16 protein-coding genes are annotated in these 14,440 nt (G+C 64.9%); 5 read left to right on the plus strand and 11 right to left on the minus strand.

All coding sequences use genetic code 11. From position 1 onward, the window contains the following. From gspN to gspG, 8 genes are all read right to left on the minus strand, one after another. The gene (gene gspN / locus V9K97_RS18885; protein ID WP_337319957.1) at nt 1-801 is read right to left on the minus strand and encodes a type II secretion system protein N; all 801 of its coding nucleotides are present in this window, start codon (nt 799-801) and stop codon (nt 1-3) included. Nucleotides 802-817: 16 nt separating this feature from the next. After that, nucleotides 818-1,348 (minus strand): type II secretion system protein GspM, encoded by a 531-nt coding sequence (gspM, locus tag V9K97_RS18890; RefSeq protein ID WP_337298098.1) that lies wholly within the window; start codon nt 1,346-1,348, stop codon nt 818-820. Further along, nucleotides 1,345-2,556, minus strand: a complete 1,212-nt coding sequence (gene gspL, locus V9K97_RS18895) for a type II secretion system protein GspL (protein ID WP_337319958.1) — start codon at nt 2,554-2,556, stop codon at nt 1,345-1,347. The genes gspM and gspL overlap by 4 nt, the downstream gene beginning before the upstream one ends. A gap of 136 nt (nt 2,557-2,692) precedes the next feature. Further along, nucleotides 2,693-3,694, minus strand: coding sequence for a type II secretion system minor pseudopilin GspK (gene gspK, locus V9K97_RS18900; RefSeq protein ID WP_337319960.1), 1,002 nt, complete (start codon nt 3,692-3,694; stop codon nt 2,693-2,695). Further along, complete coding sequence (locus tag V9K97_RS18905; RefSeq protein ID WP_337319961.1) at nt 3,691-4,374, minus strand: PulJ/GspJ family protein; 684 nt, start codon at nt 4,372-4,374, stop codon at nt 3,691-3,693. The genes gspK and V9K97_RS18905 overlap by 4 nt, the downstream gene beginning before the upstream one ends. After that, nucleotides 4,374-4,748 carry a type II secretion system minor pseudopilin GspI gene (gene gspI, locus V9K97_RS18910; RefSeq protein ID WP_258504313.1) on the minus strand — a complete coding sequence of 125 codons (375 nt, stop codon included), beginning with the start codon at nt 4,746-4,748 and terminating at the stop codon, nt 4,374-4,376. Before gspI ends, V9K97_RS18905 begins: the two co-directional genes overlap by 1 nt. Further along, entirely contained in the window at nt 4,745-5,212 is a 468-nt protein-coding gene (locus V9K97_RS18915) for a GspH/FimT family pseudopilin (protein ID WP_337319963.1), read from the minus strand. Before V9K97_RS18915 ends, gspI begins: the two co-directional genes overlap by 4 nt. After that, entirely contained in the window at nt 5,187-5,627 is a 441-nt protein-coding gene (gene gspG, locus V9K97_RS18920) for a type II secretion system major pseudopilin GspG (RefSeq protein ID WP_258504315.1), read from the minus strand. Before gspG ends, V9K97_RS18915 begins: the two co-directional genes overlap by 26 nt. Before the next feature lie 49 nt (nt 5,628-5,676). Here gspG and V9K97_RS18925 point away from each other — a divergent pair, with 49 nt between their 5' ends. Continuing rightward, a complete protein-coding gene (locus tag V9K97_RS18925; RefSeq protein WP_337319964.1) occupies nt 5,677-6,330 on the plus strand; it encodes a type II secretion system protein N in 654 nt (217 codons plus the stop codon). A 12-nt stretch (nt 6,331-6,342) separates the two neighbouring features. Here V9K97_RS18925 and ilvA read toward each other — a convergent pair whose 3' ends face one another. Then, nucleotides 6,343-7,956: a threonine ammonia-lyase, biosynthetic gene (ilvA, locus tag V9K97_RS18930; RefSeq protein WP_337319966.1), complete on the minus strand. Its 1,614-nt coding sequence runs from the start codon at nt 7,954-7,956 to the stop codon at nt 6,343-6,345. A gap of 49 nt (nt 7,957-8,005) precedes the next feature. Between ilvA and V9K97_RS18935 the strand changes: the two genes are divergently transcribed. Continuing rightward, the gene (locus tag V9K97_RS18935) at nt 8,006-9,136 is read left to right on the plus strand and encodes a hypothetical protein (RefSeq protein ID WP_337319967.1); all 1,131 of its coding nucleotides are present in this window, start codon (nt 8,006-8,008) and stop codon (nt 9,134-9,136) included. 96 nt (nt 9,137-9,232) lie between these two features. On the opposite strand, the gene V9K97_RS18940 is transcribed toward V9K97_RS18935, so the two are convergent. Continuing rightward, entirely contained in the window at nt 9,233-10,366 is a 1,134-nt protein-coding gene (locus V9K97_RS18940) for a porin (protein ID WP_337320001.1), read from the minus strand. 267 nt (nt 10,367-10,633) lie between these two features. On the opposite strand from V9K97_RS18940, the gene V9K97_RS18945 reads away from it, so the two are divergent. After that, complete coding sequence (locus V9K97_RS18945; RefSeq protein WP_337298106.1) at nt 10,634-11,083, plus strand: OsmC family protein; 450 nt, start codon at nt 10,634-10,636, stop codon at nt 11,081-11,083. A gap of 11 nt (nt 11,084-11,094) precedes the next feature. On the opposite strand, the gene coq7 is transcribed toward V9K97_RS18945, so the two are convergent. Beyond that, a complete protein-coding gene (coq7, locus tag V9K97_RS18950; protein WP_337319969.1) occupies nt 11,095-11,724 on the minus strand; it encodes a 2-polyprenyl-3-methyl-6-methoxy-1,4-benzoquinone monooxygenase in 630 nt (209 codons plus the stop codon). Nucleotides 11,725-12,005: 281 nt separating this feature from the next. Between coq7 and V9K97_RS18955 the strand changes: the two genes are divergently transcribed. Further along, nucleotides 12,006-13,268 carry a porin gene (locus V9K97_RS18955; protein ID WP_258504320.1) on the plus strand — a complete coding sequence of 421 codons (1,263 nt, stop codon included), beginning with the start codon at nt 12,006-12,008 and terminating at the stop codon, nt 13,266-13,268. A gap of 191 nt (nt 13,269-13,459) precedes the next feature. Beyond that, nucleotides 13,460-14,440 (plus strand): ABC transporter permease, encoded by a 981-nt coding sequence (locus V9K97_RS18960; protein WP_126745470.1) that lies wholly within the window; start codon nt 13,460-13,462, stop codon nt 14,438-14,440.

The following is a 14,440-nucleotide window of genomic DNA, read 5'->3' on the forward strand; positions in this document are numbered from 1 at the left end:
TCAACCCAGGGTGATGATCGAACGCGTGTTGTCACGCCGTCCGATGATGTTCAACAAATTGGAAAGTGCGTCTTCGCGGCCGGGTGCGGCACTGGCTTCGCCGTTGAAGCGAAAGGCCGTGCCGTTCCAGCTGCCGCTGCCGTTCAGCTGCAGGCTGCCTTCGCGCGTGCTCAGCAGCAGGCTCGGCCGGTTGCCGCCTTCGAGCGTGAGCCGATAGCTGCCCATCGGCTTCAGCGTCGAAAGGCTCGACGACACATCGGTGGCGTCGAGCGTGGCCTGGCCCGCGATGCGCAGCACGGGCCCGTCCCACTGCATCGACAGGGCCCTGGTGGAAAGATCGAGCGTGCCCTCGAGCTTGAGCGTGTTCCAGGGGGCGCCCAGGCCCGTCAGCAAGGTGGCGGGCCAGCGCGAAGTGCCGTCGCCCCACTGCAGCTGCATGCCGTCCGCGCGCGGACTGGCCTTGAGCTGGAGCGGCCGGGCCGCGCAGCAGGGCAGGTCGAGCACGGCGAACATGCCGCTCCAGGTCGGCCGCATGCGCCAGTTGAGAGAGCCGGGCAGCGACACCGCCTCGGCGCCGCCCGCACCGCTTGCAAGCACCACAGCCGCCGCACCGTTCCAGACCGTGCCGCGCGGGTTGACAAGCAGCAGCCGGCCCTGGCTCCAGTTGGAAAGTGCCGAGGCCAGCCACCGGGCCGGTGCGAACAGAACGAGCGCGAGCAGTGCGCCGATCACGATGCCCAACAAGGCCCAGCGCCAGCCGCGGCGCGGCGTGGGTTCGGAAAGGGAAGAGCGCGTCACCATGCGGCGGTGCTCGTGCTCAACGGGCCGCGGGCAGCGCCATCACCAGCGTGCCCTCCCAGCGCACCTTCGGGGGTTGCGGGTCTTTGCTGCCCGCCGCCGGCGGCGTCGCGGCGGCCCGGGCCAGGTGGGCTTCGCGCGGCACGGCGTGGGCGTTGCCGCGTGCCTGCGAGAGCCACTGGGCCAGTTCGTCCGGCGTGGCGCGCAGCGTGACGGTGGCGGCACCGTCGCCGCTGGTCGTGATGAGCTGGGCATTGGTGCCCAGGCTCTGGCGCACGGAAGTTTCGAGGGCGCGCAGCGCATCGTCCCGGGTCAGGCGGGGCTGGGCCTGCAGCGCCTTTGCGCGATTCTGCAAGGTGGCCATCTGCTGCAGTTGCGCGTCGAGCCGCGCGTGTTCGGCCGGCGCCGCAGCGAGCGTGCGCAACGCGGGGGCGAGCGCAATCCACCACAGCAGGGCGAGCACCACGAGCGTGAGCGCAATGGCCACCATGCGCCGTTCGCGCATCTCGAGCGCAGCCCAGCGGGTACGGAGTTGTTCGCTGAGGTTCATCGCGAAGCCTCGGCTTGCACCAGCAGCAGATCGCCTTCGGAGCGCACGCTGTAGCCGCGCGGGCCCATGGCACCGGAGAGCCGCGTGAGCTCGGAAGGCTGCAGGCCCAATCCGCGCAGGCGCAGCTGGCCAGCGCTGTAATCGACGGCGGTGGGTACGCGGCCCGGCGGGAGATTGGCGGCGAGCGCGCCGATCATCGGTTCGAAGTCGCTGCCGGCCACGTCGCCCACGGCCTGCTGCAGCGCCGCGACTTCGCGGGCCATTTGCACGGGCGCATCGACCACCAGCTTCACGGAGGGAAAGGTCTCGGTCAGCATGGTCTTGACGGCCTGGCGTTTGGCGTCGAGGGCATTGCGTTCCTTCCAGGCCCAGGCGTTGAGGCCGACCAGTTGGGTGAGCAGCAGGGCGATGACGCCCCAGCGCGCGGCGCGCCATTCGGGCGCGAAGCGAAGTGTCTGGACCACCGATGCAAATTTCTTGCCGGCGCGCGCGCGGCCCGTGACGGCGAGGTCGAACTGCGCAAGCTCCCAGGGCGAGCGCGTGGCCTGCAGCCAGCGCTGGGGCGCCTGCACGATGGGCAGGCGGCGCTCGAGCAGTTGCTCGGCAGCTTCGGCGACGGCGGGTTCGGCGGTGATGACCGCGGTGTCGAGCGGCAGGCTGCCGGACAGCGCCAGCCCGGCACCCGCGAGCGGCAGCGAGACCACGCCGTCGGCATCGCACACCGTGAGCTGCGGCGCCTCGGCTTCGCCGGTGATCTGCAAGAGCGGCGGACCGTCGGCCGGCTGGGGTGCGAATTCAGGAACGATGCGCACCACGCGCCGCCCCGCCGACTCGAGCCCCTGCACCACGCTGCGCAGCCAGATGCGGTTGCAGGCCGCCACCCACACCGGCGCGCCGGCCTTGGCATCGGGCTCGAGCGCAAAGTGCAATGCCTCGGGTTCGTCGAGCAGGTGCTCCTCGAGCAGGCCGTCGAGCACGGCGCGCAGCTTGGAAGTGCTGCCCATGCTGCCCTTGGGCAGGGTGACGCGGTGCCATGAGAGCGCGGCGGCGGGAATGCCGAGGGTGACTTCCGCGCTGGCCGGCAGCAGCGCGAGCAGCGCGCGGCCATGGTTGCGCAAAGCGATGCCGTCGTCGCCTGCCTGGGCCCAGTCGTACTCGCCCGCGGCGTCCGCCGGAGGGAGGGGGGCAATGAGCAACAGCGGTGTCATTTCGATTTCGGAAGGGCGGGTGATTGTAGGGGCGCGGTTATTGCGCGGGCGCTACTTTATTTGTAGCGTGTGACGTAGATGCGACGGGCACTGGGCGATGCTTTTGGGGTAAAAAAACTGGTGGAAGAAGCCGCACTCAGGGTTTAGCCGGAGGGGCCGTCATGCCGGCCCCGCGATTGCGCCAGATCGTCTTCACGGTGACTCCGTCGCGCTGCAGCAGCGAGCGCTCTTCGACCCAGGTGCGGTCGAGCCGCAGCCGGCCGTAGACCTCGAAGAACTGGGTGCTCACGCTGTGCTGGGCGGCGTTGAACTGTGCGCCGCCGTTCGGAAGGGCTGTGTTGGCGTCGGCAATCTGCTTGAAGAACGAGCGGGTGCGCTTCTCGACCAGCTGGCGCGCATCGCTGATGGTGAGGGAAGGCAAGCTGGCGCTGATGGCCTCGGCGCTTGCGGTGTTGATGTTCAGGGGGGTGCGAATCGGCAGGATCGTCACGTAGGGCTCGAGGGCGGCCGCGGTCGAGGGCGAAAGGCCGAGCCACACCAGCTGCGACACCTCTTGCGGCATGAGCGGCGCGGTGCCGGCATCCCCGCCGCCGGCCGGGTCGGTACTTGTTGCCAGGGCGCGCACGAGCGAGCTTGTCATCACGCTGAGCTCCGAGGCCGGCAGGCCCAGGATGTTGAACAGCTTGGTGAAGGTGGCAACGCTCGCCGGCACCGGCTTGTTGCCGTCCACCAGCGACAGCACGTTGAGCTTCGATTGCGCATCGACGACGCGGCCCGACAGGAACGCGTCCGGCAGCCCTTCGAGGTTGTCGCTCGCCACGTTTTTCTCGGCCGACAGAAAGCTGGTGAGCCGCGCCTCCGCGAGCGGCACGGCCCAAGGCTCGGCCAGGTGGTCGGGCCCACCGGTGAGGGCGTCTTCGCGCAGGATGAGGCGCGACCAGTCGAGCGCGCCGATCAGCACCCATGCCGCCTGCACGCGCCCGCGCTCGGCGGCTTCGACTTCGGACGAACGCCATTGCTGCCACATCGCCGCGGCGGAGAAGGTTGCGACCAGCATCACGGTGAGCATTGCCGCGAGCAATGCGGCGCCGCGTTGGCGATGCGAGCATCGGCGGCTTGTAAAGAAGGGCGCGGTCATGATCGCGGAGCCCCCACCGTGGGCTTGACCCAGTCGCGCGTGAGCGTGCCAGCCAGCCCTTCGCCGGGAGCGAGGCCCAGCACCAGGCGAATGCCGTCGGGCATGTTCACGATGGCGCCTGTGGGGTTGGACGGGTTCGCCGGATTGGGCGCACCGGTCGGCAACTCGCCAGCGGGCGTCCAGGTGTTTTCGCGAAAGTAGTAGAGCTGCCAGCTGTCGACCGGCATCAGCGCGACGTCTCCGGCGCCGCCTTCCTGCGCCCAAGAGGCGGCCATGTTCCAGGCCTGCTGCCATTCACCGCGCGTGGTGAAGGGCGGCGATTGCCAGCGCCGCCAGCGGGTGCCGTCGGCGCCGGAGCGCAGCGTCCATGCCACCACATGCATGGCGGGCGCCGCCGCATCGCTGCCGCGCCGGGTGAGCCGAAGCACGCGGCCGTTCCAGTCGATGGGGCGGGTTTGCGCGAGCGCGGTCACGGCGTCGAGATCGGCGCTCCATTGCGCCAGCGTGGTCTGTAGCGTCAGCACCGCGTCGGCGCGTTGCTGGTTCTGGGTGGTGGCGCGCGACATGCCGTCGAGCCCACGCCAGCTCACGAGCGCCAGCAGCGCCATCACGGCGATGGCCACCAGCAACTCGATGAGAGTGAAGCCCTGGCGGCTTCGCTGGCCTGCGATGCGGCGCATCAGAAGCGGCCCACCACGGTCGAGATGCGCAGCACCGGCGCGTTGGTTTCATCGCGCACCTGCACGTCCACCCGTCGGAAGTTCGGGTTCAGCGTGGCGATGGTGGAGGTGGTCACGTTGAACGAGACGCCGGCCTGCACACAGATCGAACCCGAATCGCCCACGGCCGGCATTTGCCGCGCGAGCCGCGCCTTGGCGAGTTCGTTTTCCGCGCACAGGTCGGCCAGCAGCAGGTCCGACTGGCGCTGCGCATTTCGCGTGAGCGACATGGTGGCCTGCGAGCCCGCCGCGAGCGCCAGCGCGACGATGCCGAGCGCAATCAGCACTTCGATCAGCGTGAATCCGCCGCATGCCGAACGCTGCCGGATGCTCATGGCGTGGTGACGGTGAAGGGCCGCAAGCCGTCGGTTGCGATGCGCAGCGAACGCGCGGGCGGGCCTTCGGAATACAGCACGATCTGCTGCGCGGCAATGATCGGATCGGGGCCCAGCTGCACGGCGGCGATGGGTGCGCCGTTGGCCAGCGCCGCCTGGGCGCTGATGCCGTTCGCGGCCCATCCACTGGGCAGTGCATCGGGAGGCAATCCGTCGAACACGAAGCTGCCGCCTTCCACGAGGCGCCACCGCACCGCCACGCCGCTTGCGCGCGACTGGGCACGGGCCGATTCGAGCAGCGCGGCCAGCCGGTCGGCCTCGCGGTCGAGCGTGGCGGCGCTGCTGTCGCGCAGCGCAAAGCTCACGCCGGCAGTGGCCATCGCGATGATCGCGATCACCACGATCAGCTCGAGCAGCGTGAAGCCGCGGGTGCGGTGGCTACTGCCAGCTGCCGATGTCGGCATTCTTGCCCTCGCCGCCGGCCTGGCCATCGGCGCCGAGCGAGAGCACGTCGATTTCGCCCTTGATACCCGGATTCATGTATTGGTACGGATGGCCCCACGGATCGTTCGGCAGCTTCTCGACATAGGGCTTCCAGTTGGGGGCGGCCGGGCCGGCGGTCGGACGCGTGAGCAGCGCCTGCAGGCCTTGCTCGGCGGTGGGGTAGCGCTGGTTGTCCAGGCGGTAGAGCTTGAGCGCCTGCATCAGGTTGTTGATGTCGGTCTTGGCGGCGGTCACGCGGGCGTCGTCGGCGCGCTCGATCACGTTCGGCACGATCAGCGCGGCGAGCACGCCGATGATGACCAGCACCACCATCAATTCGATCAGCGTGAAGCCGCGCTGGGCGGTGCGGGCTGCGTCGCGAAGGATTTTTTTCATAGCTTGGATGACATGTTTCGGAAAGCGCGCTGCATGATAATCCGCGGCCATGACAAGTCCCTATTCCGCCGCCCGCTGGCACGCCCCCGTTGCAACCACGGGGCTCTGGGCGCTGGCGGCCGGCGCCGCGGTGTTCTGGGGACTGCGGCTCGCGAGCCCGGCCGAGCCCGTGGCCGCGGCGGCAACAATGCCGCGCGCGGCGGTTTCGGCCGATGCGGAGGCGGTCGCGCGGCTGCTCGGCGCAGTTTCGGCATCGGACGCGGCACCCGCGACGCCCGAGGCGGCCAGCCGCTTTGCGCTCTCGGGCGTGGTGGCGGACCCGTTCAACCAGGGAGCCGCGCTGATTTCGATCGATGGCAAGCCTCCGCGGCCGTTCCGGGTCGGTTCGCGCGTTGGCGACAACTACGTGCTGCAGTCGGTGGGGGTGCGCGCGGCGACGCTCGGCACCAGTGCGCAGGGCCCGGCGGCATTCACGCTGCAGTTGCCGGTGCGGGCGCCGATCAGTGTCGGCAGCCCGGGCTTGCCGACGATGCCGGCTGCGCCTTCCCCGGCGGCCCGGCCCAGCGGACTTTTTCCGGCCACGGTTCCCCCGGTGATGGCGCCGCCGCCCGCCGATCCGGCTGCGCAGCAAATGCAGCAAATGCAGCAACCGCAGCAATCGCAACAGATGCCACCGCCGGCACCTGCGCAACTCGCGCAATAAGCGAGGGCTCGGTCAGGCCTGCAGGAACAGGCGATACGCCGGATTCGCGGTTTCCTCGACGTAGGGATAGCCCAGCGTTTCGAGGAAAGCGTCGAAGGCGGCCGCATCGCTGGCCGGCACCTGCAAGCCCACCAGGATGCGGCCATAGTCCGCGCCCTGGTTGCGGTAGTGGAAGAGGCTGATGTTCCAGTTCGGCCGCATCAGGTTCAAAAACTTGAGCAGCGCGCCCGGCCGTTCAGGGAAAACGAATCGCAGCAGCCGCTCGTCATGTGCCAGGCCCGTACGCCCGCCCACCAGATGCCGCAGATGTTCCTTGGCGAGCTCGTCGTGCGTGAGGTCGAGCGCATCGAAGCCGTGGGCGTTGAAGGTCTGTGCGATCAGGGTCGATTCGCCGCGCGTCGACGTGGTCAGGCCCACGAACACATGCGCCTTGGCCGCGTCGCTGATGCGGTAGTTGAACTCCGTCACGTTGCGCAGCGCACCGCCGGTGGAGCCCGCCTCTTGCGATTCGCTGGCCGGCATTTCGCCGACCAGTTCGCAAAAACGGCGGAAGCTGCCGCGCTCTTCGGGAATGGTCACAGCGAACAGCGCCTCGCGCTCTTCACCGACCTCGGCGCGCTCGGCCACGAAGCGCAGCCGGTCGAAGTTCATGTTGGCGCCGCACAAGATGGCTGCGTAGGTTTCGCCATGGCGGCCGTGCCCGGCCACGTATTGTTTGATGGCGGCCACCGCGAGTGCGCCCGCCGGTTCGACGATGCTGCGGGTGTCGACGAAGACGTCCTTGATGGCTGCGCAGACGGCGTCGGTATCGACCGCGATGTATTCATCGACCAGGTTGCTGGCGATGCGAAATGTCTCCTCGCCCACAAGCTTGACGGCGGTGCCGTCTGAAAACAGCCCGACGTCGGGCAGGCTCACGCGTTGGCGCGCCGCCACCGATTGCATCATTGCGTCGGAATCGTTCATCTGCACGCCGATCACCTTGATCTCCGGACGCACCGCCTTGATGTAGTTGGCCACGCCCGAGATGAGTCCACCGCCGCCGATGGCAACGAAGACTGCATCGAGCCGGCCTTGATGCTGGCGCAGGATTTCCATCGCGATGGTGCCTTGGCCCGCAATCACGTCGGGGTCATCGAACGGATGCACGAAGGTCAGGCCTTGCTGCGCCTGCAACTCGAGTGCATGCAGATAGGCATCGGAATAGCTGTCGCCATGCAGCACGACTTCGCCGCCGAAACCGCGCACCGCATCGATCTTGAGCCGGGGTGTCGTCACCGGCATGACCACCACCGCGCGCGTACCCAGCTTGCGTGCGCCCAGTGCCACGCCTTGCGCGTGATTGCCGGCCGATGCGCAGATGACCCCACTCGCCAGCTGCTCGGGCGTGAGGTGCGCCATCTTGTTGTATGCGCCGCGCAGCTTGAAGCTGAAGACCGGTTGCTGATCTTCGCGCTTGAGCAGCACCGTGTTGCCGAGCCGCTGGCTCAGCGCATTGGCCTTCTCGAGCGCGGATTCGACCGCCACGTCGTAAACGCGGGCGTTCAGAATTTTTCTGAGATAGTCGGCAGGCGTCAGCGCCGGAACAGGGGCATCGCGCACGATTTTTTCCAAGGGAGTTTTCATTTGATAACTGACGATGATAAGAGGCATCGGGATTGCTTGCGGATATGACATGGACACAAATGTCATAAACCTCAGTCAAAGAGCCCCAGCTGCGAACGATTCGGGATTTTTTGCGCGTGCTTATCCCGCGATTCATGCGCCCGCAAATCAGTTAACAAATGAGCAAAATTTGTTATCAGTTTCTGTCAGCGACCTTTCCAAAGGATTGATGCAGGCAGAGGCTGCGCGCGTGCAACGCGGCGAGATTGGACGGCCCACCTGGCAGGTGATGGGCAACCGGTTGCGGGCCCACATCGTTCCGCTGCTGGGTGCCGTGCAGGCGCAGGCATTTGCTACGCCTGACGCGCAACGCCTGATCGACCATCTGGGAGAACAGGGCTTCACCAGCACGACCATTGCGCAGTACCTGGTGCTGCTGCGCAAGGTGATCACGCATGGCGTGAACATCGGTGTGCTTCGCAGCGCACCTGCGTTTCCGAAGGTCAAGGTGCGCAGTCAGCCGCGCGGCAGCTTCAGCGTTGCGGAGTACCGTGCCGTTGTGGCGGCTGCACGCAGGTTGCGCGGGCAACCGCATCCGGTGCTCGATGAGCTCAACTCTGGCGAGCGCTTCTGGATTGCGCGCGAGTTGCTCGTCATGCCGGAGGAGCTTCCCTGGTTGATTCGCTGGATGGTGAACACCTTCGTTCGTCCGAGCGACATCAAGCTCATGAAGCACAAGCACATAGAGACCGTGCGCGGAAAGCACGTCTATTTGCGAATGAATTTGCCCGAAACCAAGCGGCACAGCCAGCCCATCGTGAGCTTGCGTCCGGCTGTGCGGGTTTATGAATGCCTGCTTGCTCATCGTCGCGAGCAAGGCTGTGGCGGTGCGGAAGACTACATCTTCATGCCGCAATTGAAGAATCGTGAACACGCGCTCGCGGTGCTCAACTTTCTTTTCCATTGGGCTCTCGAGGTGACGGCGCTGGAGAAAGGTCCGCTCGGCCAATCGAGAACGCTCTATTGCCTGCGCCACACCGCGATCACGTTGCGGCTGTTGTACGGGCAAGGCATCGACATGCTGACCTTGGCGCGCAACGCGCGCACCAGCGTGAACATGGTCGAACGGTTCTACGCTTCGGTGCTGAACGGAGAAATGAATGTGGGGCTGCTGCAAAGCAGGCGCGGTCGCGTGAGCTGAGCAACGACAACGCCAAAAAGCCGCCCGGCTTGCGCTGGGCGGCTTGACACTGAATCGACTCGAACTGGCTGGAGCCAGCATCGGATCAGACGGTGATCAGAAAGCGTGGCGGATGCCGAAGTCGTAGCCGGTCGAGGTCCTAGGCGCGAAGATCCCATTGCCGATGAACATGGGGCCGCCAACGGTCAGGCCTGCCCCATCCTTGTTGCGGATGCGAGCGACTGTTGCATATAGGGCTGTACGCTTGGAAAGGTTGTGTACATAGCCGAGTGCGAGCTTTGCGGCTCTCGGATCGTCGATAAGTGAGTTTTCAAAGCTCGATTTGTATTTCACACCCGAATACGATGCTCGGATCAAACCGGCGCCCACGGGAACCGTCACGCCGAGCAGCCAACCGTTGAGCTTGGCCGACGTGAAGGACATCGGATTGTTCGAGATGTTGTTGTCAATCTCGGTCTTAAGCTTGGACCGTGAGTATTCGCCGAAGAGCTTCGCGGGGCCGAAGTCATAAGACGCACCAAGATTGAGGATGTCAAGCTTGTCAGTCGTGCCAGCGTAGTAGTCGTCGCCTATAGTTGCGCTGCCATAAGCCAGCGCAACGTCCAAAGGACCGTTGGCATAACCGAAGCGGCCGCCAACGTAGCGCCCAGTGCGCGAGTTGTTTTCCACGTCGGGCGTAGCGATGCCAGGGCTGTACTTAGTTTGCTCGTGGAAGCCGTACTGCAGTTGACCGTAGAAGCCACCCAGATTCGGAGGCAGGAAATAGCCGACAGTGTTGCTAGCCCGGGTGGGGTGGCCGAACGAAGCGGCGGCCGTTTGAACCAAGCTAGTACCAACGCCGTTGGTGCCGAACGGATCGAACACGGTGTTGTTCCAGAACGTTGGAGTGTAGTCGCGGCCAAGGCGAACTTCGCCGAAACCACCCGAAAGGCTCACGGTGGAACGACGGGCGAACGTCGAAACACCGGTGACGCCGTCGTCGTTGGTAATTGGGGCCTCGAGCCAGAAGCTCGCTGCCAGGCCCCCGCCGAGATCTTCGGTGCCGCGGAAGCCAAGTCGACTGGAGTTGTAGCCCGAGTTGGAAAGGCCACGGCTGCTGGTCTTGACCGTGGCGCCGTTGTACATGTCACGCGAGGTGGACGAGTAGCCGCTGATCGACGCGTCGACCACACCGAAAAGCGTGACGGACGACTGAGCCGAGGCAACACCGGCAACAGCCAGGGCAGCCAGAGCAACTGCCCTTTCGGCGCCAAAACTAGAGTGGGTGTCGACGCGCGAAGTAACCGCAAAGAAAAAAGCCCCGAGCTTTGCAGCTCGGGGCTAAATCCACCAATTGGAAGGGTGGAGGAGACAACCGGTGCGCACGGCTTCGTGCGCGATGAAATAAAGTATATCGGTTGTTTGCTGCGTTGCAACAAGCGAGTGACGCTTTTCCCACACACAAATTGATGTCTCAGCGAACTTTTTTCACTGGATGTCTGGATTGGAACTGACAAGATGGAATGCACAGTAAGTTGGACCGGCGATGCCGGCACCCGCTCCGCCATGGGATTCGTGGCCGAGACAGGCAGCGGCCATGTATTGACGATGGATGGCGCGCCGGATGCATCAAAGCCCGAAAACGGTGGGCAAAACCTCGCCCCCAGGCCCATGGAGACCGTGCTCGCGGGCACAGGCGGCTGCACGGCCTACGACGTGGTGCTGATCCTGAAGCGGGGCCGCCACCGCGTGGAGCGCTGCAGCGTCAAGCTGACGAGCGAACGGGCGGAAAAAGATCCGAAGGTCTTCACGAAGATCCACATGCACTTCACAGTCGCGGGCAAGGGCATTCCCGCCGCTGCCGTCGAGCGCGCCATTGCAATGAGCCACGACACCTACTGCTCGGCAAGCATCATGCTTGCAAAGACAGCCGAGATCACCACCAGCTTCGATCTGATCGAAACCTGAGGCGGCAAGCTTCAGATTCGATGTGCCACCGTGGTCATGACGCGGGAGGCGAACCGCATCAGGGTCTTGGCCGGCGCTGGCAGTTCCGCGGCTCCGGCGTCAATGGCTTGAGCGGCGTGGCGGGCTTCATCGACTTTCATCTGCTCGACCACAGCCCGTGAGGCGCTGTCGGCGGGCGGAAGGCGCCCCAGATGGCTCTCCAGATGGGCTTCAACCTGGCGTTCGGTTTCTGCAACGAACCCCAGGCTCAGCGGATCCCCCAGGCGACCGGCCAATAGTCCCAAGCCGAATGCGCCCGCATACCAAAGCGGGTTCAGAACCGAAGGCCGGGCGCCGAGCTCGTCAAGGCGCTGCCGCGTCCACGCCAGATGATCGGTTTCTTCATGGGAGGCTTCAAGCAATCGGGTGCGGAGGACGGGATCGAGTGCCGCCGCGGCCTGGGCGGTGTAAAGCGCCTGTGCGCACACTTCTCCCACGTGGTTCACTCGCATCAGCGCGCCGGCTTCGCGGCGTTCCGAATCAGTCAGTTCACCTGGCACTTGAGCGGGCTGGGGCATGGCCCGGGTGGGGTGAGGCCGGGCAAAAAGAGTACGTAAGGCCGCATCCGCTGCGGCCAGGGCGGGATCGAGCGAAAAGATCATGCGTCTATTTGAACCCAAGCAAAAATGGGCTGGGCGGAACCTTGTTTCATTTCACATTGTGGTTCGGGAGGGCGCTCAAGCCCTTTGTTGCACTACTGCAACGAAACGCATGGGCCACCTGAGTTTTCGGGCGAATTGTTTTGCCCTGCCGCAGCGGCTCTGGTGCAATAGCATCAACTTCCCAAAAGGAGGTTGGCCCGGGGTCCGGTGGGAGCACAAAGTGCCAGTCACGGTGAGCCCTTCGCACCGGAGCCCTATGTTTAACCTTGGAGAAACTTGCAATGAAAAAATCTCTAGTTGCTCTGGCTGCCCTGGCTGTTGCCGGTGTTGCCTCGGCTCAGTCGTCCGTCACGCTGTTCGGTGTGGTCGACGCGTCGATCAGCGGCTACTCGTCCACCTCGCGTGACCAGAACCCGACGGTTTTCCCCAATGCTTTCGGCATTCCGACCTACCTGAACCAAGGCAGCGTCAAGGTCAGCCAACGCGCTCTGGCTAACTCGGGCTACAACTCCAGCCGTCTGGGCTTCCGTGGTACGGAAGACCTCGGTGGTGGCCTGGCAGCCAGCTTCTGGCTCGAAGCCCCGATCAAGAACGACGACGGCTCGGAAGGTGTTGCAACCTTTGCTCGCCGCTCGACCGTGAGCCTGTCGGGTGGTTTCGGTGAAGTCCGCCTCGGCCGCGACTACACCCCGACCTTCTGGAACGACACCGTGTTCGATCCGTTCGGCACCAACGGCGTTGGTACCAACATCATCTCGACGGCCAACAGCGCCTTCGGTGCCTTCGGCTCGCCCACGGCTAGCGTCGGTTCGTTCTCGAACGTCGGTGTTAACAACTACACCCGCGCCAGCAACACCATCGGCTACTTCCTGCCGCCGAACCTGGGTGGTTTCTACGGTCAAGTGCAGTACGGCTTCAGCGAGAAGACCAAGTACAGCCCTGGCCTGGCCACGCCTGATGCAGCGAACAACTCGCGTCAAGGCCGTTACGTTGGTGGCCGCTTCGGCTACGCCAACGGCCCGCTGGACGTCGCAATTGCTTACGGCAGCAGCACGGTTGGCGATCAGTTCTACATCGGCACGACCACCAAGGTCAACACGCTGAACCTCGGCGCTTCGTATGACTTCGGTCCCGTGAAGCTCTTCGGTGAAGTGTCGCGCGCCAAGAACAAGGTTGACTACGAAGTGACCCCGCTGTTCACCGGCGGCCGTCCTGACGTGGACCTGACCGGCTACCTGCTCGGCGTGACCGTGCCGGTTGGCGCTGGCCTGATCCGCGCTTCGTACTCGCGCGTCAAGTACGACTTCAACGAAGTCCAAAGCCCGTTCGAACCGGCAGTGGCTGACCCGAAGGCTAGCAAGCTGGCTCTCGGCTACGTGCACAACCTGTCGAAGCGCACGGCTCTGTACGCTACCGTTGCTCGCATCAGCAACAAGAACGGCGCAGCTCTGACCGTTGGCGGCCCGGCTTTCGTGACCGGTGGCGGTGTCTTCACCCCCCGCAACTCGACCGGCTACGACTTCGGTATCCGTCACGCTTTCTAATTTGAGGCTGGCTTAGGCCAGCTTTGAATCGAAAGAAAAAAGCCACTCGACGAAAGTCGAGTGGCTTTTTTTATTGGGATTTTGCTGGTGCGCTGGCCCACGTAAACGCACCATCGGCGTGCACCCCCGGGGAATCACCGTGCGGGCACGCACCTTGCACTGCTAGCATGCCTGCTCACTCTGTTTGCTGAATGATTGCCTTCGTCTTGCGCCGCCTGATCCAGGCCGTGATCGTCATGATCGCGGTTGCGTTCATTGCCTTTCTTCTCTTTCAATACGTGGGCGACCCCGTCGTCTTTCTGCTGGGCCAGGATGCGAAGCCCGAGCAGATTCGCGAGCTGCGCGCCGCATTGGGGCTCGACCAACCCTTCTTCGTGCAGTTCTGGCACTTTCTCGTCAATGCCGCGCAGGGCGAGTTCGGCCTGAGCCTGCGCCAGGGTGCAAAAGTGTCGCGCCTCATCGGCGAGCGCTTTCCTGCCACGCTCGAGTTGGCGCTTGTTGCTGCCGTCCTGGCGTTGTTCATCGGCATTCCGATGGGCGTGTACACGGCGCTGCGCCGCGGCACTTTCCTGAGCCAGGTCTTCATGACCGTGTCGCTGCTCGGCGTGTCGCTGCCTACCTTCCTGATCGGGATCTTGCTGATCCTCGTCTTTGCCGTCACGCTGGGTTGGTTCCCGAGCTTTGGGCGCGGTGAAACCGTGCAGTTCGGCTGGTGGAGCACCGGCCTCCTGCGTGCCGACGGCTGGCATCACATCGTGCTGCCGGCCGTAACGCTCGCCATCTTCCAGCTCACGCTGATCATGCGGTTGGTCCGCGCCGAAATGCTCGAGGTCTTGCGCACCGACTACATCAAGTTTGCGCGGGCTCGCGGCCTGACGAACCGCGCCATTCACTTCGGCCATGCGCTCAAGAACACGCTGGTGCCGGTCATGACCATCACAGGCCTGCAGCTCGGCGGCCTGATTGCCTTTGCCATCATCACCGAGTCGGTGTTCCAGTGGCCCGGCATGGGGCTGCTGTTCATCCAGGCCGTGACGTTTGCCGACGTCCCGGTGATGGCGGCGTACCTGTGCCTCATTGCGCTGATCTTCGTGGTGATCAACCTGGTGGTCGACCTGCTGTATTTCGTGGTCGATCCGCGGCTGCGCGTTGGCAAGGCGGGAGGACATTGA

It is taken from the genome of Variovorax sp. CCNWLW186 (assembly GCF_037203865.1).
In the GTDB taxonomy this organism is placed as follows: domain Bacteria; phylum Pseudomonadota; class Gammaproteobacteria; order Burkholderiales; family Burkholderiaceae_C; genus Variovorax.